This is a genomic window from Pseudomonas sp. LTJR-52 (genome assembly GCF_003691465.1).
Taxonomy (GTDB): domain Bacteria; phylum Pseudomonadota; class Gammaproteobacteria; order Pseudomonadales; family Pseudomonadaceae; genus Chryseomonas; species Chryseomonas luteola.
The window spans coordinates 666,127-684,861 of the sequence record NZ_CP033105.1; the positions used below are offsets into that span (position 1 = coordinate 666,127).

17 protein-coding genes are annotated in these 18,735 nt (G+C 56.4%); 6 read left to right on the top strand and 11 right to left on the bottom strand.

Annotation, left to right across the window (positions count from 1 at the left end):
* Positions 1 to 16 precede the first annotated feature (16 nt).
* Positions 17 to 1,282: a murein hydrolase activator EnvC gene (locus EAW52_RS03070; RefSeq protein WP_074827134.1), complete on the bottom strand. Its 1,266-nt coding sequence runs from the start codon at positions 1,280 to 1,282 to the stop codon at positions 17 to 19.
* A gap of 179 nt (positions 1,283 to 1,461) precedes the next feature.
* Positions 1,462 to 2,997: a 2,3-bisphosphoglycerate-independent phosphoglycerate mutase gene (gene gpmI, locus EAW52_RS03075; protein WP_122041376.1), complete on the bottom strand. Its 1,536-nt coding sequence runs from the start codon at positions 2,995 to 2,997 to the stop codon at positions 1,462 to 1,464.
* Between the two features lie 152 nt (positions 2,998 to 3,149).
* On the opposite strand from gpmI, the gene EAW52_RS03080 reads away from it, so the two are divergent.
* From EAW52_RS03080 to secB, 3 genes are read left to right on the top strand one after another with little or no spacing between them, the layout of a single operon-like run.
* A complete protein-coding gene (locus tag EAW52_RS03080) occupies positions 3,150 to 3,572 on the top strand; it encodes a rhodanese-like domain-containing protein (protein ID WP_010796137.1) in 423 nt (140 codons plus the stop codon).
* A 22-nt stretch (positions 3,573 to 3,594) separates the two neighbouring features.
* The gene (grxC, locus tag EAW52_RS03085) at positions 3,595 to 3,849 is read left to right on the top strand and encodes a glutaredoxin 3 (RefSeq protein ID WP_010796136.1); all 255 of its coding nucleotides are present in this window, start codon (positions 3,595 to 3,597) and stop codon (positions 3,847 to 3,849) included.
* Positions 3,850 to 3,877: 28 nt separating this feature from the next.
* Positions 3,878 to 4,348, top strand: a complete 471-nt coding sequence (gene secB, locus EAW52_RS03090) for a protein-export chaperone SecB (protein WP_010796135.1) — start codon at positions 3,878 to 3,880, stop codon at positions 4,346 to 4,348.
* A 52-nt stretch (positions 4,349 to 4,400) separates the two neighbouring features.
* On the opposite strand, the gene EAW52_RS03095 is transcribed toward secB, so the two are convergent.
* Positions 4,401 to 4,865 carry a tRNA (cytidine(34)-2'-O)-methyltransferase gene (locus tag EAW52_RS03095; protein ID WP_026004158.1) on the bottom strand — a complete coding sequence of 155 codons (465 nt, stop codon included), beginning with the start codon at positions 4,863 to 4,865 and terminating at the stop codon, positions 4,401 to 4,403.
* Positions 4,866 to 4,964: 99 nt separating this feature from the next.
* Between EAW52_RS03095 and EAW52_RS03100 the strand changes: the two genes are divergently transcribed.
* Positions 4,965 to 5,558 (top strand): hypothetical protein, encoded by a 594-nt coding sequence (locus EAW52_RS03100; protein WP_122041377.1) that lies wholly within the window; start codon positions 4,965 to 4,967, stop codon positions 5,556 to 5,558.
* Between the two features lie 372 nt (positions 5,559 to 5,930).
* On the opposite strand, the gene ntrC is transcribed toward EAW52_RS03100, so the two are convergent.
* The 5 genes from ntrC to glnA form a co-directional block, all read right to left on the bottom strand.
* Positions 5,931 to 7,361 (bottom strand): nitrogen regulation protein NR(I), encoded by a 1,431-nt coding sequence (gene ntrC / locus EAW52_RS03105; protein WP_019367298.1) that lies wholly within the window; start codon positions 7,359 to 7,361, stop codon positions 5,931 to 5,933.
* Positions 7,358 to 8,434, bottom strand: a complete 1,077-nt coding sequence (gene glnL, locus EAW52_RS03110) for a nitrogen regulation protein NR(II) (RefSeq protein ID WP_074827128.1) — start codon at positions 8,432 to 8,434, stop codon at positions 7,358 to 7,360. The genes ntrC and glnL overlap by 4 nt, the downstream gene beginning before the upstream one ends.
* 198 nt (positions 8,435 to 8,632) lie before the next feature.
* Positions 8,633 to 9,271 carry a DUF4124 domain-containing protein gene (locus tag EAW52_RS03115; RefSeq protein WP_010796130.1) on the bottom strand — a complete coding sequence of 213 codons (639 nt, stop codon included), beginning with the start codon at positions 9,269 to 9,271 and terminating at the stop codon, positions 8,633 to 8,635.
* A gap of 9 nt (positions 9,272 to 9,280) precedes the next feature.
* Complete coding sequence (locus EAW52_RS03120; RefSeq protein ID WP_122041378.1) at positions 9,281 to 9,808, bottom strand: DUF4124 domain-containing protein; 528 nt, start codon at positions 9,806 to 9,808, stop codon at positions 9,281 to 9,283.
* A 134-nt stretch (positions 9,809 to 9,942) separates the two neighbouring features.
* A complete protein-coding gene (glnA, locus tag EAW52_RS03125) occupies positions 9,943 to 11,349 on the bottom strand; it encodes a glutamate--ammonia ligase (protein ID WP_010796128.1) in 1,407 nt (468 codons plus the stop codon).
* 369 nt (positions 11,350 to 11,718) lie between these two features.
* Between glnA and thiI the strand changes: the two genes are divergently transcribed.
* Both thiI and typA read left to right on the top strand, forming a co-directional pair.
* Positions 11,719 to 13,173, top strand: a complete 1,455-nt coding sequence (gene thiI, locus EAW52_RS03130; RefSeq protein ID WP_122041379.1) for a tRNA uracil 4-sulfurtransferase ThiI — start codon at positions 11,719 to 11,721, stop codon at positions 13,171 to 13,173.
* Positions 13,174 to 13,390: 217 nt separating this feature from the next.
* On the top strand, positions 13,391 to 15,211 hold the full coding sequence (gene typA / locus EAW52_RS03135) for a translational GTPase TypA (RefSeq protein ID WP_026004159.1): 1,821 nt from the start codon (positions 13,391 to 13,393) through the stop codon (positions 15,209 to 15,211).
* Positions 15,212 to 15,329: 118 nt separating this feature from the next.
* Here typA and EAW52_RS03140 read toward each other — a convergent pair whose 3' ends face one another.
* From EAW52_RS03140 to EAW52_RS03150, 3 genes are all read right to left on the bottom strand, one after another.
* Positions 15,330 to 16,094, bottom strand: a complete 765-nt coding sequence (locus EAW52_RS03140; RefSeq protein ID WP_010796125.1) for a TerC family protein — start codon at positions 16,092 to 16,094, stop codon at positions 15,330 to 15,332.
* A gap of 87 nt (positions 16,095 to 16,181) precedes the next feature.
* Positions 16,182 to 17,519, bottom strand: a complete 1,338-nt coding sequence (locus tag EAW52_RS03145; protein WP_019367303.1) for a CitMHS family transporter — start codon at positions 17,517 to 17,519, stop codon at positions 16,182 to 16,184.
* A gap of 225 nt (positions 17,520 to 17,744) precedes the next feature.
* Positions 17,745 to 18,671, bottom strand: coding sequence for an AEC family transporter (locus tag EAW52_RS03150; protein WP_122041380.1), 927 nt, complete (start codon positions 18,669 to 18,671; stop codon positions 17,745 to 17,747).
* Positions 18,672 to 18,735 lie beyond the last annotated feature (64 nt).

The window sequence follows — 18,735 nt, forward strand, 5'->3', positions numbered from 1 at the left end:
CCTAATGTGTCCGGCACTAACCCTGGGCACGGCACCAGGTAAGCGGATCCGACGGACGACCCTTCTGACGTATGGCGAAATAGAGGGCAGGGGTGTCCTGACCTCCGCTGGTCCCGACGGTTGCAATCGCATCGCCCGCCTTGACCTGATCACCTGCACTCTTTAACAAGCTTTGATTATGCCCGTATAAACTGAGATAGCCGTTGCCGTGATCAATGATCACCAGCTGTCCGGCTCCTCGTAACCAGTCGGCAAACACTACCCGGCCCGCATGAATAGCGTGTACCTGGGTGCCTGCGCTGGCTGAAATCAGTACACCATCCCATTTGGCGCGCGGGTCATCGCCACGCGGACTGCCAAAGCGTGCCAGCAGGCGACCGTTCACAGGCCAAGGCAGCTTGCCTTGTGCGCTGGCAAACGGACCGCCAAAGCCTGGTGCAGAACTAGACACCGCAAGGCCCGGTGTGTTCGTTGGCCGTGTCGTTTTGCTGCTTGCGCGACTACGCTCTTCCGCTTCCCGCGCCTGTGCCAGTGCGCGCTGGCGAGCCTGCTCGGCCTCACGGGCCTGGCGGGCCAGTGTTTCTTCAATGGTTTTCAGGACCTTGCCGAGCTCTGCCTGATCCTGCTCACGCGATTGCAGCGCACGGTTGCGGTCGGAGTAGTCGCTGTTCAGCTTGGCCAGGGTCTCCTGGCGTGCCTTGCGGACTTCGGCCAGCTTGTCCTGCCGCTCCTGCAAAGCGGCTTGCTGAGCGGTCAGCTGCGATTGCTCGTTACGAATGTCACTCTCTACCCCGGCTAGCTGTTTCAGGGTGTCGTTGAATGTCGCGAGTTGGTCGAGGCGGGCCTGATTGACATAGTTATAGTAGGTCAGGGTGCGACTGACCTTTTCCGGTTGCTCCTGATTGAGGAGCAACTTCAGGTATTCCTGACGGCCGCTTTGATAAGCGGCACGAATCTGAATAGCGATCAGTTTTTGTTGCTCAAGGCGTGACTGATCGAGTTTTTTTTTCTGGTCATCTAGCTTCTTCAGCTTCTCCTGACCTTGATCCAACTGATCCTGGAGATCCTTGACCTGCTTTTCCAGGTCGCCCATCTCCGTTTCGGTCGATTTGAGCTGCTTTTGCACGCCGGACTTTTCGGTCTGGATGCCTTGCAAGAGCTTCTGTAATTCGGCGATATCACGCTTGGTGGCTTCCAACTGGCGCTGGGTATCCTCGCGCTGATCGGCCACGGCCGGAGTAAGCAGGCATGCAAGAAGAACGAGGGTAAGGGCGCGAAGCATCGAGTAACAAATATCCCATGAGGAAGCGCCCTAGTATGCACGGGGCGGCTAGCAAAAAAAACGGCGAGACGAGCCGTAGATGACTAGGTGCTCTTTTATTGGTTGATGATCAGAAGTACCGCTGAGTCCTCAGGGACACAACGATACTACCAATCGGGTAAATGAGCAGGCCGTGATATTTAATTCACGGTAACGATCGTACGACCGGTCATCTCCTTGGGTTGCTCCATACCCATAAGCGTCAGCAAGGTGGGCGCTACATCGGCCAGTACACCGCCTTCACGAATGTGAACGGAGCGCTTGCCTACATAAACGAACGGAACCGGCTCGGTGGTATGCGCAGTATGCGCCTGACCCGTGGATTCATCTTCCATCTGCTCGACATTGCCGTGGTCCGCCGTAATGATGGCCTCGCCGCCGACCTTGTCCAGCGCTTCCACAATGCGTCCCATGCAGGCGTCCAGACATTCCACTGCTTTGACTGCCGCCTCGAATACACCGGTATGGCCCACCATGTCGCCATTGGCATAGTTGGCGATGATGACGTCGTAGCGCTGGTTTTCAATCGCATCGACAATCTTGTCGGTAACTTCCGGGGCGCTCATTTCAGGCTGCATGTCATAGGTGGCAACCTTGGGGGAGGGGATCAGGATACGTTCCTCGCCCTCGAAGGGTTCTTCCCGACCGCCCGAGAAAAAGAACGTGACGTGCGCATATTTCTCGGTTTCGGCAATCCGCAGCTGAGTCTTGCCGTTCTTGGCTAGGTATTCACCCAGGACATTGTTCAGACTTTCCGGGGCAAAGGCACTGGGTGCAGGAATGCTGGCAGCATATTGGGTCAGCATGACATAGCCTGCCAGGTTTAGCGTCCGGGTACGGGGGAATTCCTTGAAGTCCGGCTCGACAAACGCACGGGACAGTTCACGGGCGCGGTCAGCACGGAAGTTCATGAAGACCACGGCGTCACCGTCTTCCACCTTGACGGGAGTCCCGACGGTCGTTGCTTTGACGAATTCATCGCTCTCGCCGCGCTCGTACGCTGCGTTGAGGCCTTCGGTGGCCGTTGCCGCATGGTATTCCGCGGTGCCGTCCGTAATGAGGTTATACGCAGCGGATACGCGGTCCCAGCGATTGTCGCGGTCCATGGAGAAATAGCGGCCAATCAGCGACACGATACGACCTTTGCCCAGGCGGGCAAAGGTGGCGTCTAGCAGATCGATCGAGCTCTGGGCGCTCCTGGGCGGTGTATCGCGACCGTCGAGGAAGGCGTGCAGGTAGATCTTCTCGGCGCCACGCTTGGCCGCCAGCTCTGCCATGGCAACCAGATGGTCTTGGTGGCTATGGACGCCGCCATCGGACATCAGGCCCAGGATATGGACGGCCTTGCCTGCGCCGACTGCCTTGTCGACGGCTTCGCCAATGACCGGATTCTCGAAGAACTCGCCATCGCGGATGGCCTTGGTAATACGGGTGAAATCCTGATACACCACACGGCCGGCTCCCAGGTTCATGTGTCCTACCTCGGAGTTGCCCATCTGGCCGTCAGGCAGGCCCACATCCATGCCGGAGCCGGAGATCAGACCATGGGGCTGTGTCGCCAGCAGGCGATCCCAGACCGGCTTTTTTGCCGCATAAATGGCATTGTGCTTGGTTTCCTCGCTGTGGCCAAAGCCGTCGAGGATGATCAGGACCAGAGGTTTGGGTGTGAATGCCATGATTTCGGACTCTTGTTAGCGCTGTTTCGAAAGGCAACGGTTATCTGAAGTGTAACTGCCAAACGCCTAGCGACGCCACGCATGCAGGGTATGGTGCATGAGGTCGCGTGTGTATACTGGCCAGCATTTTTTGACTCCGGATACTTCGTGCCATGCAATTCGTTTCCCGGCTGATCGAGTTCGCCACTCACCATTACTTGCTTGTTGGCGCCTTGTTGGTGCTCTTGATCCTTCTGCTGATACACGAGACACGTCGTAGCGGGCGCAGCCTGTCAACGGCGGAGCTGACCAAGCTTCTCAATACAGAGCAGGGCATTGTGCTGGACATTCGTCCGAAGAAGGAGTTCGCTACTGGTCATATCGTCGGTGCAGTGAACATTCCTCAGGACAAACTGGCCAGCAGCCTGTCCCAACTGGAGAAGCACAAGGATAAGACCCTTATCGTTGTCGACAGCAATGGTCAGCAGGCCGGCGCTGCCTGTACGCCGCTACAACAGGCCGGATTCACTACGGCCCGGCTGACGGGAGGTCTCTCTACCTGGCGTGGGGAAAACCTGCCGCTCGTGAAAAACTAATTGTCGGACAGGAGGTACTCTCATGCCTGAAGTCATCATCTACACCAGTGCCTGGTGTCCTTACTGCCATCGAGCCAAGCACCTGCTCGACAGTAAAGGTGTGAAGTACCAAGAAATTGCCGTCGATGGCCAGCCTGCAGTGCGCAGTGAAATGACACGCAAGGCCGGCCGGACCAGTGTTCCGCAGATCTGGATTGGCGAAACCCATGTGGGTGGCTGCGACGATCTGTATGCGCTCGAGCGCTCAGGCCGTCTCGACCCGCTCCTCTCTGCCTGAATTAACCGATAAACAATAAGGTTCTGTCATGACTGATAACCTAAACGGAGCGCAGCAGACTGAAGAAGGCGCTCAGTTCTCCCTGCAACGTATCTATATTCGCGACCTGTCTTTCGAGGCGCCCAAGAGCCCGGACATCTTCCGTCAGGACTGGCAGCCAAACGTCAACCTGGATCTATCCACCCGCCAGAAGGCGCTGAACGAAGATTTCTACGAAGTCGTCCTCACGCTGACCGTAACGGTGAAGAATGGTGAAGACACCGCTTTTGTTGCTGAAGTACAACAGGCCGGTATCTTCCTGATCAAGGGTCTGGATGCCTCTTCCATGAGTCATGCGCTGGGCGCCTTCTGCCCGAACATCCTGTTCCCTTATGCACGTGAAACACTGGACAGCATGGTCGTGCGTGGTTCCTTCCCGGCGCTGATGCTGTCGCCGGTGAACTTCGATGCGCTGTACGCTCAAGAGCTGTCGCGCATGCAGACTGCAGGTCAGGCCTGATCTACGCTGTAGAAAAAACGCCCTTCGGGGCGTTTTTTTATACCGCAATGATTTATTCCGGCATGAAAAAGCCCAGCTGGCGCCAGCCCTCGTAAACGGTAATGGCTACCGCGTTGGAGAGGTTGAGGCTGCGGCGACCCGGCAGCATGGGCAGGCGTAGCAGGTGCTCGTGGGGAAGGGCATCACGCACCTCGGCTGGCAGCCCGCGGCTCTCGGGACCAAACAGCAGGGCATCGCCTACTTCATAGCGGACATCGGCATAGGACTGTGTAGCTTTGGTAGAAAAGGCCATCAGCCGACGGGGTTGTAAATCTGCTATACAAGCTGACAACGATGCGTGACACCGCACGGTCGACCACTCATGGTAGTCCAACCCGGCGCGACGCAGCTTTTTGTCGTCAAGCGCAAAGCCAAGTGGCTCGATCAGATGCAGACGGCAGCCGGTAACGGCACACAAGCGAATGATATTGCCCGTATTGGGCGGAATTTCCGGCTCGAACAGAATGACGTCAAACATGGTAGCTAACACAGGAATAAAGAGCGGTATGGTAACGCCACCCGGCGACAATGGCTGCTGCTTCGTACGGTGGATATGGGCTGGTTGCGGAACGGAGGCATGTTGAGTCGTCTGTTTCATGCCGTACGCCGTCTGTTTCTCGAGGTACGCGAAGCCAAGGCTGCTCGTGAAAGAGAACTCCAACGGGTGGATGATCCTGAAGAGCTACGCCGTGAGCTACAGACTCGCAATCGCCGCCTCCTGGTGTGGTTGGGTGCCATGTCACTAGGCGGGCTGCTGTTCGGGCTGATGGTCGGCCGGATCTATCATGGCGATGTAGGGCCTCGGCAGCCAATCGTTCCTCAGGTACGCGTGGCTCAGGCTGCAGAGTACGTTGACGAAGGCTCTGGAAGGCCTATGTATCGTCTGGTGCTGTCCTTGAACAAGTCCCTTCAGTATGAGCGTTATCGCCCAGACGGCGCGTTGAATCTGCGTTTGCCCAACATAAGTCTGATAGGCGGCAATCAAAGTGCTCAGGTAAAGACAAAAGAGTCACGCAGCTTTTCCTGGTCAGTCACTCAGCAGGGCAAGGACGTCAACGTGCTTGTAGTTGGACTAGGAGGAGCCCTGGCTACTCAGGACCACTTGGACAAAAAGGAAGGCGACCACTGGGAATTGGTCATTGAGGTTCCACTGATCTCAGCTGGCCAGTAAACGTGCGCACAATTAAGGCAAATTTCAAGTGATGCACATTTTTGGTGCAAGCCTTGAGTGCTAAACATAATTCTTCTTTTATGGTGCTGTGTTTCTTGTAAAGCCAGTGCAATTGAAGGGTTTCAGCTTTGTATCTGTAACCTATTGATTTTAAAGGCCTGAGAAGTAGCCTTTTATCTCAGAGCAAAAAAAAGACCACCCGAAGGTGGTCTTGAAATAAAAAGGGGATTCCCCAGCCTGCCTGTACCGAGGTCCCCAAAAAGGTTGGTTACCAAGTACATAGCAGGCGGCGTGCCAACTTTTCATAATTTTCTGGACGAAAAGTTCAGGCATAAAAAAGCGCCGTTTAAGACGCCTTTTAGCCTATAGGGCTTAGTCTTCACCCTCTTCATCGGGGCCATCGACTTTCATGCCCAGCTCTTTGATCTTCCGGGTCAGCGTGTTGCGTCCCCAGCCCAGGAGAACCGCGGCATCACGACGGCGGCCGGCGGTATGCTTGAGCGCGGTCTCGATCATGATTCGCTCAAAAGCAGGCACGGCGCTGTCCAGAAGGCTTGACTGTCCACGAGTCAATGCCTGATCCGCCCAGTGACGCAGGGCTTGTTCCCAGTTGGCAGCGGGTTGCGCATCCTGCGGCTGGCTGAGGAGTTCCGGCGGCAGGTCATCGATCAATACCTCCCGGCTGGACGCCATCACCGTGATCCAGCGACAGGTATTTTCCAGTTGCCGGACGTTACCTTGCCAGGACAGGCCCTTCATGTACTCCTCGGTTTCCGGTCTTAGCGTCTTGGGTTCTACCGCCAGCTCTTGCGCCGCTCTTGCCAGGAAATGCCGGGCCAGTGCTGGAATATCCTCCCGGCGATCAGCCAGACGAGGGATGTGGATACGAATCACGTTGAGGCGGTGAAACAGGTCCTCGCGAAACTTGCCATCCCGGACCAGACCCTCCAGGTTCTGGTGGGTTGCGGCAATGATGCGGACATCCACCTTGACTGGAGTATGGCCCCCTACGCGATAGAACTCACCATCAGCCAAGACCCGCAGCAGGCGCGTCTGGGTATCGGCTGGCATGTCCCCGATCTCATCGAGAAACAGGGTTCCGCCATCGGCCTGCTCGAAACGGCCTCGACGCTGGTTGGCCGCGCCTGTGAAGGCCCCTTTTTCGTGGCCGAACAGCTCGGACTCCATCAAGTCCTTGGGAATGGCTGCCATGTTCAGCGCGATGAAAGGCGCAGCCGCGCGCGGGCTGTGGCGGTGCAGGGCATGGGCAACCAGCTCTTTGCCTGTGCCCGACTCGCCATTGATCAGAACCGTAATGTTGGAATGGGAGAGCCGGCCGATGGCGCGAAACACCTCCTGCATTGCCGGCGCTTCACCAATGATTTCCGGCGTTCGCGTCAGGTGAGCGGGCTCCTCAAATCCCTGCTGTTCCTGGGCATGCTGGCCGGCGCGCTTGACCAACGCGACGGCCTCGTCGACGTCGAACGGCTTGGGCAGGTATTCAAACGCGCCCCCTTGATAGGAGGCGACAGCGCTGTCGAGATCCGAATGTGCCGTCATGATGATCACAGGCAGACGAGGGTGAACCTCCCGAATGCGTGACAACAAGTCCAGGCCACTGGCGCCAGGCATGCGAATATCGGAAATGATGACATCCGGCTGCTGGCGGCCGAGCCGATTCATGACGCTGTCCGCATTCTCAAAGGCAACGGTCGTCATGCCTTCCTGCTGAAGGGCCTTTTCTAGTACCCAGCGAATGGAACGGTCGTCGTCGACGATCCAGACGGTCTCCGAACGGCTCATAAAGGCTCCTTATCCAACGGCAGGAAAATACTGAAGGCAGTGTGTCCAGGTTGACTCAGGCACTCGATAAGGCCTTGGTGCTGAGAAATGATGTTTTGCGTGATGGCCAAGCCCAGACCGGTCCCGTCTGGGCGACCGCTGACCATCGGATAGAAGATGGTTTCCTGCATGTCGGCAGGAATACCCGGGCCGTTATCGATGATTTCGACCTTGCACACCAACCGATGGCGAATATGGGCAATAGTGAACTGGCGGAGCGCACGCGTCCGCAGCGTGATACGCCCCAGGCGCAGCTCATTGTGTTCGGAAATGGCCTGCATGGCGTTTCGCACAATATTAAGGACTGCCTGGATCAACTGCTCCTTGTCGATAAGGAGGTCCGGAATGCTCGGATCGTAATCTCGTACCAGAGAGATACCACCCTGGCTTTCGGCATCCACCAGACTGCAAACACGCTCTAGCACCTCATGAATATTGGTACGTGCCAGTTTGGGCAGCTTGTTGGAGCCGAGCATGCGATCCACTAGGTTGCGCAGGCGGTCAGACTCCTCAATGATGACGTTCGTGTAATCCTTCAGGGACTCGTCCGGTAACTCCCGAGAGAGGAGTTGCGCAGCGCCACGGATACCTCCAAGGGGATTCTTGATCTCATGGGCAAGCCCGCGAACCAGCAGTTTGGTCGTTTCCTGTTTGGAAAGCTGGGCTTCCTCTTTGGTAATCCGCAGGAGACGGTCCCTAGGGTGCACCTCCAGCAACAGGTAGGTAGTAGAAGGGCTGAGCACAGGCGTAACAGCATAATCCACCGTCAGGTTGTTGCCTGTAGTGGACACCAGCAGTGCTTCACGCTTGGTAAACGGGTGCGAGTGCTCCACTGCCTGACGAAGGGCCTGGAGCGCTTCCGGCGACTCGGTGAACAATTCACTGATGAATTGACCGTGGCTACGCTGACCGCTGACAGCCAACAGCATTTCAGCTGCCGGATTCATATACTCAAGGCGCAGCTCGGCGTTGAGTAGAATGACTGCCGTCGTAAGGTTATCCAGCAGCAGACGATGCATCATTTCCGTAGGCATGGCGAATCAGCTTTGATGTGACGACCCATGAAAATGCAAGAAACAAACCAAGCTACGTAAATAGGCTGCCCTGTGTTAGGGCAAGCCCATAACCTGTGCACTGCACGTAGCCTTAAGCTGTTTTCTGGCTACTCAGGATGTCTCGTTTTGGTGCGGCCTACAGTATTGCACTTATATGGTGCATAGGGGGCTAGCGCTTTATTCTTCTTCGGGTTTTTCAGAAAGCGGACATTCGGGACGAATGCCCCACTCACCGTCCTTGCAGGGGTTGGCCAGACGCCGCTGAGACAGCGACATGCGCTTCATATGGAAAGGTTGGCTGGGTGTACGCTCGACGACGACGCCGCCTTCCGTAACGATCTCCACAGCGATCTGATGCGTGCCCCGATCCAGGTTTTCAAGTGGAAATACCGGACTGCGCCCAGGGGCTCCTGCGGGTTGGCCGTCCAGAATCAGCCGGTAGAAATGAGTAGGCATCAGTTCTGGATCGCTGGTGGCTGTTACGATCAGCTCACCGGCATTGCTCCGAATCGTAGCGTCCGGCTCCGGTACAAGAATGCGCAGCATCTGGTAGGACGCGATCTGAGCAGGTGGCGGTGGGGCGGATGGCTGCACCGGTTTACGAATATCCGGATTAGAGGGTGACAGCTTGATCGTGCGTGGTGCAGCAGGCGACGGCATGCTGTTGGAAGGCTGAATCGTGACAGGGTTGGCCTTGATGCCCTTTGGAGGGCTATCTGTGAAGATGCGGTTACCTTCGGCATCGGTGTAGGTGTACACGGCTGCAAAGGTCGGCTGCGTCAGGAAGAGTAGTACAAGCAGATAAATGAAGCGCATTGGTAAGGATCAACGACTCGGACTGTTGAGGCTGATGCGTTGCACCGTGATCTCAACGGGCTCGCTCTGTTGTACGACACGTGTACCTTCGACCACCTCTATGGCCAGGCTGTGTGTGCCACGGTCTATGTTAGTCAGATGAAAAAAAGGTGCTCGGGTCGGCTCACCATAAGGTTGCCCATCCACCAGCAGGCGAAGTTCATGTCCGGGCGACAGGGCAGGCGTTATGGTCGCGCTGATGGAAAAAGTGCCATTGTTCGCTCGTAGCGCTTCATCGTCAGGCGCATCCAGGCGCAGGGTTTGATAAGGCTGACTCGTGGCTGCGCCCGTATCGGGCGGGGACGGAGAGGACGCGGTCGACGCCGGCGTCTCGGCTTTCACGGTGTTGGGGCGCTGCAGTTCGACCCGTTCGGCAGGCGCATTCGCTGGCGGCTGGTCGCTGAAGACTGTTTGGCCATTCGGGCCTACCGAACGATAGATTTCGGCGTGAACAGGCAAGGTCATGGCAAGCACTAGGCTGGCGAACAGCAGGCGCATATCTGTTCCTAGGGTGACACTGGCGTCACATGAAGAAAGAGGTAAGTCATAAGCGTTGCACTGACAGGCCCTTATGACAAGCGCCCATAAGCAAAAGGCCTCCCGAAGGAGGCCTCTGCTGTACAACCGGTGGCTTAGACGCTGTAGTACAGGTCGTATTCCAGCGGGTGAACGAAGGTGCGAACCTTGATCTCTTCTTCGCTCTTGAGTTCGATATAGGTATCGATGAACTCATCAGTGAAGACGCCACCCTTGGTCAGGAACGCGCGGTCAGCGTCCAGGGACTCCAGTGCTTCCTTCAGGCTGCCACATACCTGCGGGATCTGCTTGGCCTCTTCTGGCGGCAGGTCGTACAGGTTCTTGTCGGCAGCATCGCCAGGGTGAATCTTGTTCTGGATACCATCCAGGCCCGCCATCAGCAGTGCAGCGAAGCACAGGTAAGGGTTGGCCGCCGGGTCCGGGAAGCGCGCTTCGATACGGCGGGCTTTCGGGCTGGAAACGTAGGGGATACGGATCGAGGCGGAACGGTTGCGAGCCGAGTAGGCCAACATGACCGGTGCTTCAAAGCCGGGAACCAGACGCTTATAGGAGTTGGTGGACGGGTTGGTAAAGCCGTTCAGGGCCTTGCCATGCTTGATGATGCCGCCGATGAAGTACAGGGCAGTATCGGACAGGCCGGCATAGCCTTCGCCTGCGAACGTATTCTTGCCTTCCTTGGAGATAGACATGTGAACGTGCATGCCCGAGCCGTTATCGCCATACAGCGGCTTCGGCATGAAGGTTACGGTCTTGCCGTAGGCATCAGCGACGTTGTGTACGCAGTACTTCAGCGTCTGGACTTCGTCCGCCTTGGCTACCAGCGTGTTGAACTTCACGCCAATCTCGTTCTGGCCGGCAGTCGCCACTTCATGGTGGTGAACTTCAACAACCAGACCCATCTCTTCCAGCGCATTACACATGGCCGTACGGATTTCGTGGTCATGGTCGACCGGCGGAACCGGGAAGTAACCGCCCTTGACGCCTGGACGGTGGCCCTTGTTGCCGCTTTCGAAATCAGCGTCAGTGTTCCAGGATGCCTGCTCGGAAAAGATCTTGAACATGGAGCCGGAGATGTCAGACTTGAACTTCACTTCGTCGAAGATGAAGAATTCGGGCTCTGGACCTACGAATACAGTGTCACCGATACCGGTGGACTTCAGATACTCTTCAGCGGCCTTGGCAATAGCACGGGGATCGCGCTCATAAGGCTGCATGGTGGACGGTTCGATGATGTCGCAGACCAGGATTACGGTCGGCTCTTCAGTGAACGGATCCAGCACGGCGGTGCTGTCGTCCGGCATTAGGATCATGTCGGAAGCTTCGATACCTTTCCAGCCAGCAATGGAGGAGCCGTCGAACATTTTGCCGTGTTCGAAGAAGTCTTCATCGAGGGCGTCGCGAGCGGGCATAGTAACGTGCTGCTGCTTTCCCTTGGTGTCCGTGAAGCGCAGGTCTATCCACTTCACGTCGTTTTCTTTGATCAGTTGAACCGCCTTCGACATGTTTTCCTCCAGAGGGATTGAGGCTGGGAGCGGTTGGCGTAACTCCCAGGATCAGGTGTACCCGTAGCAAGGGCACTTCTGAAAACGGTTGCGCTTTCAGAAGAGCCCTATCCTCGCCTAAGGGCTACTGCCTCACAAGGGAGCAAGTAGCGTGCCAGTGCCCTGTAATGGACAAGGCCGCACTAACACTAGGCCTTGGCCGTTAATGGTGCTTCTGGAATAGACCACTAAGCACCAAAAGCGTGCTTTATATTTTTTATAGCACCAAATTGGTGCTTTTATGTATTTAGACCAATGGAAGTCAGAACTTTCAGTTTGAGCTATACTTGTCGACCTTTTCTCGTCGTTTCCGCTCTTCTTTAAAATTTCATGAAGCTCATCGTCAAAGTCTTTCCGGAAATCACTATCAAAAGTCGTCCGGTGCGCAAGCGTTTCATTCGCCAGCTGGCGAAGAATATCCGGGTGGTCTTGAGAGATCTGGACCCGAACCTGACGGTGGAGGGTGAGTGGGATAATCTGGAAGTCGAAACACAGCAAACCGAGCCGAAGGTTCTGCGCGAGATGATCGAGCGCCTGACCTGCACGCCAGGGATCGGTCATTTCCTGGAGGTCCATGAATACCCGCTGGGCGACTTCGAAGATATTCTCGACAAATGCATCCAGCATTTCGGTGAGCGCATTCGCGGCAAGGTATTCTCCTTGCGCTGCAAGCGGGCCGGCAAACATGATTTCAGCTCCATGGACGTAGAGCGCTACGTCGGGGGCGGACTGCGCCAGCGCTGTGGCGGTGCGGGGATTTCCCTCAAGGATCCCGAGGTGCTTGCACGCATCGAGATCCGCCATGACCGCCTGTTCGTGATTGATCGGCAGCACGACGGTCTGGGAGGGTATCCACTGGGTGCTCTCGAACAGGTGCTGGTGCTCATGTCCGGTGGTTACGACTCAACCGTTGCCGCCTACCAAATGATGCGTCGCGGCCTGGTCAGTCATTTCTGCTTCTTCAATCTGGGTGGGCGTGCTCATGAATTGGGCGTTATGGAGGTTGCCCATTATCTGTGGGAGAAATTCGGCCGTTCCCAGCGCGTGCTGTTTATCAGCGTGCCGTTCGAAGAGGTGGTCGGCGAGATCCTGACCAAGGTGGATGACAGCCAGATGGGCGTCATCCTCAAGCGCATGATGCTGCGCGCAGCCAGCCGCATGGCTGAGCGCCTGGACATCGATGCGCTGGTCACGGGCGAGGCGATCTCGCAGGTTTCCAGCCAGACCCTGCCCAACCTGGCCGTAATCGACCGTGTCACCGATACGCTGGTGCTGCGTCCACTGCTGGCCAGTCACAAGCAGGACATCATCGACACGGCCGAACAGATCGGCACGGCGGCATTTGCCAAGCACATGCCGGAGTACTGCGGCGTGATTTCGGTGAACCCGACGACCAAGGCCAAGGGCTACCGTATCGAGCACGAAGAAACCAAATTCGACATGGCCATCCTGGACGCAGCCCTTGAGCGCGCTACGATGATGACAGTCGACAAGGTGATCGACGAGCTTGGCAAGGATTTGAAGGTTGAGGAAGTCAGCCAGGCGCTGCCTGGTCAGATCGTGCTCGACATTCGTCACCCAGATAGTCAGGAGGATGATCCTCTGGCCGTGGACGGTGTCGAAGTGCAGGCTATGCCATTCTTTGCACTGAGCAATCGATTCAAGGAACTGGACGAGAGTCGCCAGTACCTTCTCTACTGTGACAAAGGTGTCATGAGCCGCCTGCATGCTCATCATTTGCTCAATGAGGGGCATGCGAATGTACGTGTTTATCGCCCGGACTAAACAGCCCGGGCTGTTTGGCGGCAGCATTCGCCATCGCCCTCCCGACCGGGATTGAGGGCAGGCCTGTCGGGCTGCTCGTAGGCGCAGATCTCATTGGCGCCTTTGTTTCTCTGGATTAAATGCCCTTTGGGCTTGAATGAATTTTGCTGAATGTCGTGTCGGGCTTGCTGTGATCAGCCGCTGCGGCCCGGCTCAACTTGATAACGAGACTGAAAAAGTGATCGAGAATCTTCGTAATATCGCCATCATCGCCCACGTTGACCATGGCAAGACCACGCTGGTAGACAAGCTGCTGAAGCTGTCCGGTACGCTGGACCGCAAGGAAGCCGAAGGCGAGCGCGTCATGGACTCCAACGACCAGGAAAGAGAGCGTGGTATTACCATCCTGGCCAAGAACACGGCGATCAAGTGGAACGGCTATAATATCAACATCGTGGATACACCCGGTCACGCTGACTTCGGCGGTGAAGTAGAGCGTGTAATGTCGATGGTTGACTCCGTACTGCTGGTTGTGGACGCGCAAGACGGCCCCATGCCTCAGACCCGTTTCGTGACCCAGAAGGCGTTCAAGGCGGGCCTGCGTCCGATCGTGATCGTGAACAAGATCGACCGTCCGGGCGCGCGTCCTGATTGGGTTATCGACCAGATCTTCGACCTGTTCGACAACCTGGGCGCCACTGATGAGCAGCTGGATTTCCCGATCGTCTACGCCAGCGCCCTGAACGGCATTGCCGGCATGGACTACGAGAAGATGGACGACAACATGGATGCCGTGTTCCAGGCCATCATTGACCACGTACCGGCTCCCCAGGTCGACGTGAACGGCCCGTTCCAGATGCAGATCTCCCAGCTGGACTACAGCAGCTTCCTTGGCGTGATCGGCATTGGCCGTATCGCACGCGGTACTATCAAGGCCAACACTCCGGTAACCGCTATCGGTGCCGATGGCAAGAAGCGTAACGGCCGCATTCTGAAGATCATGGGTCACCACGGTCTGCAGCGTGTCGAGGTTCCTGAGGCGCAGGCCGGTGACATCGTTTGCGTCAGCGGCATGGACGAGCTGTTCATTTCCGATACCCTGTGCGACCAGCAGACCGTCGAGGCGCTGCCTCCGCTGACCGTTGACCAGCCGACCGTTTCGATGACCTTCCAGGTCAATGACTCGCCGTTCGCTGGCAAAGAAGGCAAGTTCGTGACCAGCCGTAACATCAAGGACCGTCTGGACAAGGAGCTGCTGCACAACGTGGCACTGCGTGTTGAGCAGGGCGAATCTCCTGAAAAGTTCAAGGTTTCTGGCCGTGGTGAGCTGCACCTGTCGGTACTGATCGAGAACATGCGCCGTGAAGGCTTCGAACTGGCGGTAGGCCGTCCAGAGGTGGTGATCATCGAGAACGAAAACGGCGAAAAGCAGGAGCCGTACGAGAACGTCACTATCGACATCGAAGAGCAGCATCAGGGCCCCGTGATGGAGCAAATGGGTCTGCGTAAGGGCGATCTGAGCAACATGATCCCTGACGGAAAAGGCCGTGTTCGTCTGGAGTACACCATTCCGGCACGTGGTCTGATCGGTTTCCGTAACAACTTCCTGACTCTGACCTCGGGTACTGGCATCCTGACCTCGACCTTCAGCCACTATGGCCCGATCAAGGCGGGTGAAGTCACCAACCGCCAGAACGGCGTACTGGTGTCCATGGCTACCGGTACTGCACTGACGTACTCGCTGGAAACTCTGCAGAGCCGCGGCAAGCTGTTCCTCGCGCCTGGTGATGAAATTTATGAAGGCCAGCTGTGTGGTATCAACAGCCGTGACAACGACCTCGTGCTCAACCCCACCAAGGGCAAGAAGCTCGACAACATGCGTGCTTCCGGCAAGGACGAGGTTATCGCCCTGGTTCCGCCAATCAAGTTCACCCTTGAACAGGCCCTGGAATTCATCGCTGAAGATGAGTTGGTTGAAGTAACCCCGAAGTCGATTCGTCTGCGCAAGAAGCTGCTCAACGAAAACGATCGTAAGCGTTACGAGCGCAGCAAGGTGTAATAACCCGACCGCATGACTGAAAAGCCCACTCGCTGAAAGGCGGGTGGGCTTTTTTATGCCTAGTGAAAGGAAGCTATAAAAAAGCCCCGGTAAACCGGGGCTTTCACTGCCGTAGGGCTTACGGCGTATTCTTACGCAGTTTCACAGGATGCCCTTGCTGGGCCTTCTTGCGGGCGGCTGCGGTACGCATGCGGATATTGATGGCTTCCACTGCCAGCGAGAACGCCATGGCGAAGTAGACATAGCCCTTGGGTACGTGAATCTCAAAACTCTCAGCGATCAGCACAGTACCTACTACAATCAGGAAGGACAGTGCGAGCATCTTCAGGCTAGGGTGCTTGTCGATGAAGCTGCTGATACCACCCGCTGCCAGCATCATCACCAGTACTGCAACAATGATCGCCGCAACCATCACTGGTACATGTTGCACCATACCCACTGCCGTAATGACCGAGTCCAGCGAGAACACGATGTCGATGATCGCGATCTGGACGATGGTAGAGATAAAGCTGCCGCCCTTGCCCTTGGGCTCGTCGCTTTCTTCCTCTTCACCTTCCAGGCCGTGATAGATCTCGGTACTGCTCTTGTACAGGAGGAACAGGCCACCAAAGAACAGAATGAGGTCGCGCCCGGAGATGCCTTGGCCAAACACATGGAACAGATCGGCCGTCAGGCGCATCACCCAAGTGATCGAGAGCAACAGCAGGATCCGTGTCACCATGGCCAGTGCCAGGCCGAAGAAACGTGTGCGTGGTTGCATCGCCTTGGGCATACGGCTCACCAGGATCGAGATCATGATGATGTTGTCGATACCCAATACGATTTCCAGGGCCGTCAGGGTAAAGAAAGCCACCCAGATTTCCGGGCTTGTCAGCCACTCCATTCCAATTCCTCTTCATTAACGTCGGTACGACGAGTACCGAAAACAAACCGACAAAATTAATCAGGTAAATGTGAAAATTTCGTTAGTTCAGGCACCACTGAACAGCGGAAACACACCTAGTAACAAAGCTGTTACCAGCATAGCCAGACATGTCACGACTGCCCACTTCAAAGTAAAGCGTTGATGATCGCCAAACTCTACTTTAGCCAAACCCACCAGCAGGTAGGTCGAAGGGACCAATGGGCTTAGGAGATGCACCGGTTGGCCTACGATGGACGCACGAGCAATTTCCACTGGAGCGATACCGTAGTGACCAGCTGCTTCGGCCAATACGGGCAGTACGCCAAAGTAGAACGCATCGTTGGAGATGAAAAAGGTAAACGGCATGCTTACTAGCGCAGTGATGACGGCCATATACGGGCCAAGCGCTTCTGGAATAACGGCCAAAAGGCTTTTGGACATAGCGTCCACCATGCCGGTGCCTGACAGGATGCCTGTGAAGATCCCGGCGGCGAAAATCAGTGAAACTACCGCAAGAACATTTTCCGCATGAGCGGCAACACGCTGTTTTTGCAGATCAATATTACGGTAGTTGATAGTCATGGCGATGCCGAAGGCAATCATGAATAGCACTGGCATGGGCAGAATGCCTTTGACCAGCGCTGCCATTAGGGCCAGGGTCAAAAGACCGTTGAACCAGCGCAGATGAGGACGGCGGGCTTCTTCGCACTGAGAAACGGTAACCTTGGCACCTTCGCTTTCATGGATTTCCAGAATGCCCAGGCGCGCCCGTTCACGACGTCCATAGAGATAGGCCAGGACAAACAGCCAGACAATACTAGCCAGCATGGCAGGGATCATCGGGACAAAAACATCTGCCGGGTCTACGTGCAGCGCACTGGCTGCGCGTGCCGTCGGGCCACCCCAAGGCGTAAGGTTCATGACGCCACTGGACAGCAGCATCAGGCACGTCATGATCAGCGGATTCATACCCAGACGCTTGTACAGCGGGAACATGGCTGCCACGCAGATCATGTAAGTCGTCGAACCGTCACCGTCGAGCGATACCACCAGGGTCAGGAAGACCGTACCGATGGCAACCTTGAGCGGGTCGCCTTTCACCAGCTTCAGAATCCAGCGAACTGCCGGATCGAACAGGCCGGTATCGATCATGATGGCGAAGTAGAGGATGGCGAACAGCAGCATCACGCCAGTAGGCGCCAGTGTGCGCAATCCATCCAGCATCATGGGGCCGAGCGAATTGAGCTGGATATGCCCAAGGCTGGCAAAGTGATTACCCAACGCCCATGCCAGTACGGCAAAGAGAATCGGGACCATAGTAAGCGCAATGAGAGGGGTGAGCCGCTTGGTCATGATCAGGAACATGAAGGTCACGACCATGGCGAAGCCAAGGAATGTCAACATGGGAAACTCCAACGGTTACGCGTGAAAGGTGAAGAAACGACCGAAGCGCGATTCAGGGCTCACGAGTAGCGTATGGAGAGGCATGGAGCGGCGGGGGCCGCTGCTGGGGACAAGCGAATCATGGAGTTAATCCTTTGTTTTTGTTAGTACCGCAGGTGCACGTCATGGCATTGCCATAAGTGGGCCATTAACCCTTTGGATAATTGATCCTAACCGGGCAAGCTTTCATGAACCTTGCGGGAGGCTGCCCCCCAGCAGCGAAATCACCAGTGGTAATGTGAACGCAGCCACAAGTGTCTGCAATGTGATCACACCTGCCATGAGCGCGCTGTCCCCACCCAGCTGGCGGGTCAATGCATAAGCGGTCGGTGCGGTAGGCAGCGAGAAAAACAGAACGAGCAGAAGCCTCTCATGAGGTGGCAGGCCTAGAAGGTAAGCGATCAACCCTGCCAGGAGAGGGCATGCCAGCAGGCGGAACAGTGTCATGGTGCCAATGGCTCGCCATTCGCCGGCGATCTGTTGAAGTTTCAGGGCGGCGCCTACGCAGAAAAGTCCTAGAGGCAAGCTGGTTGCTGCCAGAAGCCCCAGTAGCCGATCAGTGCCAAAGGGCAGCCCCCATCCCAGCAGATTCACCAGCGCGCCTGCTGCGCAGGCCAGAATAAGGGGATTGCGTAGGACGGGTAATAACAACTCACCCAAGCGAGCGCTGCGCTCGGCTTTCAGTGCCCAAACCGACATGACATTTACGGTGGGCACCATCAGGGCCAGAAGTAACGCAGCCTGCCCCAGGCCTGATTTGCCCAGTAGACTGCCTACGGTTGCTAGCCCCAGGTAGGTATTGAAGCGCAGGGTGCCCTGGGCAATGACGCCGAACCGCTCGGCGGGCCAGTGGTAAAAACGTCTGGCAAGCAATAGGGCAATCCATAAAGCACCCAGCCCCGCCAGGGCCGCCAGCGCCAGATGCGCCAGAGCGGGGTCATCAAGTGGTGCTGTAGCGAGATTATTGAACAGAAGCGATGGAAAAAGAATGAAGTAATTGAGTCGGTCCGCTGCGGGCCAGAACGCGTCGCCAGGAAAGCCTTTTTGGCGCATCCAGTACCCCGCCACGATGAGGGCGAACAGCGGCCAGAGAGCGAGAAGGATGGTAGTCACAGAGGGCGCAGCCAGTTGGTTTCTTATCGTTATAGATCAAGGCACGGACAATATTAGCAGTTCC

Bases quoted from the DNA above. Each gene is read 5' to 3' on its own strand.
- grxC (WP_010796136.1), top strand. From the start codon at position 3,595: ATGCCTGAAGTCATCATCTACACCAGTGCCTGGTGTCCTTACTGCCAT.
- EAW52_RS03080 (WP_010796137.1), top strand. From the start codon at position 3,150: ATGCAATTCGTTTCCCGGCTGATCGAGTTCGCCACTCACCATTACTTG.
- EAW52_RS03120 (WP_122041378.1), bottom strand. From the start codon at position 9,808: ATGCGCCTGCTGTTCGCCAGCCTAGTGCTTGCCATGACCTTGCCTGTT.
- EAW52_RS03070 (WP_074827134.1), bottom strand. From the start codon at position 1,282: ATGCTTCGCGCCCTTACCCTCGTTCTTCTTGCATGCCTGCTTACTCCG.
- ntrC (WP_019367298.1), bottom strand. From the start codon at position 7,361: ATGAGCCGTTCGGAGACCGTCTGGATCGTCGACGACGACCGTTCCATT.
- EAW52_RS03095 (WP_026004158.1), bottom strand. From the start codon at position 4,865: ATGTTTGACGTCATTCTGTTCGAGCCGGAAATTCCGCCCAATACGGGC.
- glnA (WP_010796128.1), bottom strand. From the start codon at position 11,349: ATGTCGAAGGCGGTTCAACTGATCAAAGAAAACGACGTGAAGTGGATA.
- secB (WP_010796135.1), top strand. From the start codon at position 3,878: ATGACTGATAACCTAAACGGAGCGCAGCAGACTGAAGAAGGCGCTCAG.
- EAW52_RS03140 (WP_010796125.1), bottom strand. From the start codon at position 16,094: ATGGAGTGGCTGACAAGCCCGGAAATCTGGGTGGCTTTCTTTACCCTG.
- thiI (WP_122041379.1), top strand. From the start codon at position 11,719: ATGAAGCTCATCGTCAAAGTCTTTCCGGAAATCACTATCAAAAGTCGT.
- EAW52_RS03145 (WP_019367303.1), bottom strand. From the start codon at position 17,519: ATGTTGACATTCCTTGGCTTCGCCATGGTCGTGACCTTCATGTTCCTG.
- gpmI (WP_122041376.1), bottom strand. From the start codon at position 2,997: ATGGCATTCACACCCAAACCTCTGGTCCTGATCATCCTCGACGGCTTT.
- EAW52_RS03100 (WP_122041377.1), top strand. From the start codon at position 4,965: ATGTTGAGTCGTCTGTTTCATGCCGTACGCCGTCTGTTTCTCGAGGTA.
- glnL (WP_074827128.1), bottom strand. From the start codon at position 8,434: ATGCCTACGGAAATGATGCATCGTCTGCTGCTGGATAACCTTACGACG.
- EAW52_RS03115 (WP_010796130.1), bottom strand. From the start codon at position 9,271: ATGCGCTTCATTTATCTGCTTGTACTACTCTTCCTGACGCAGCCGACC.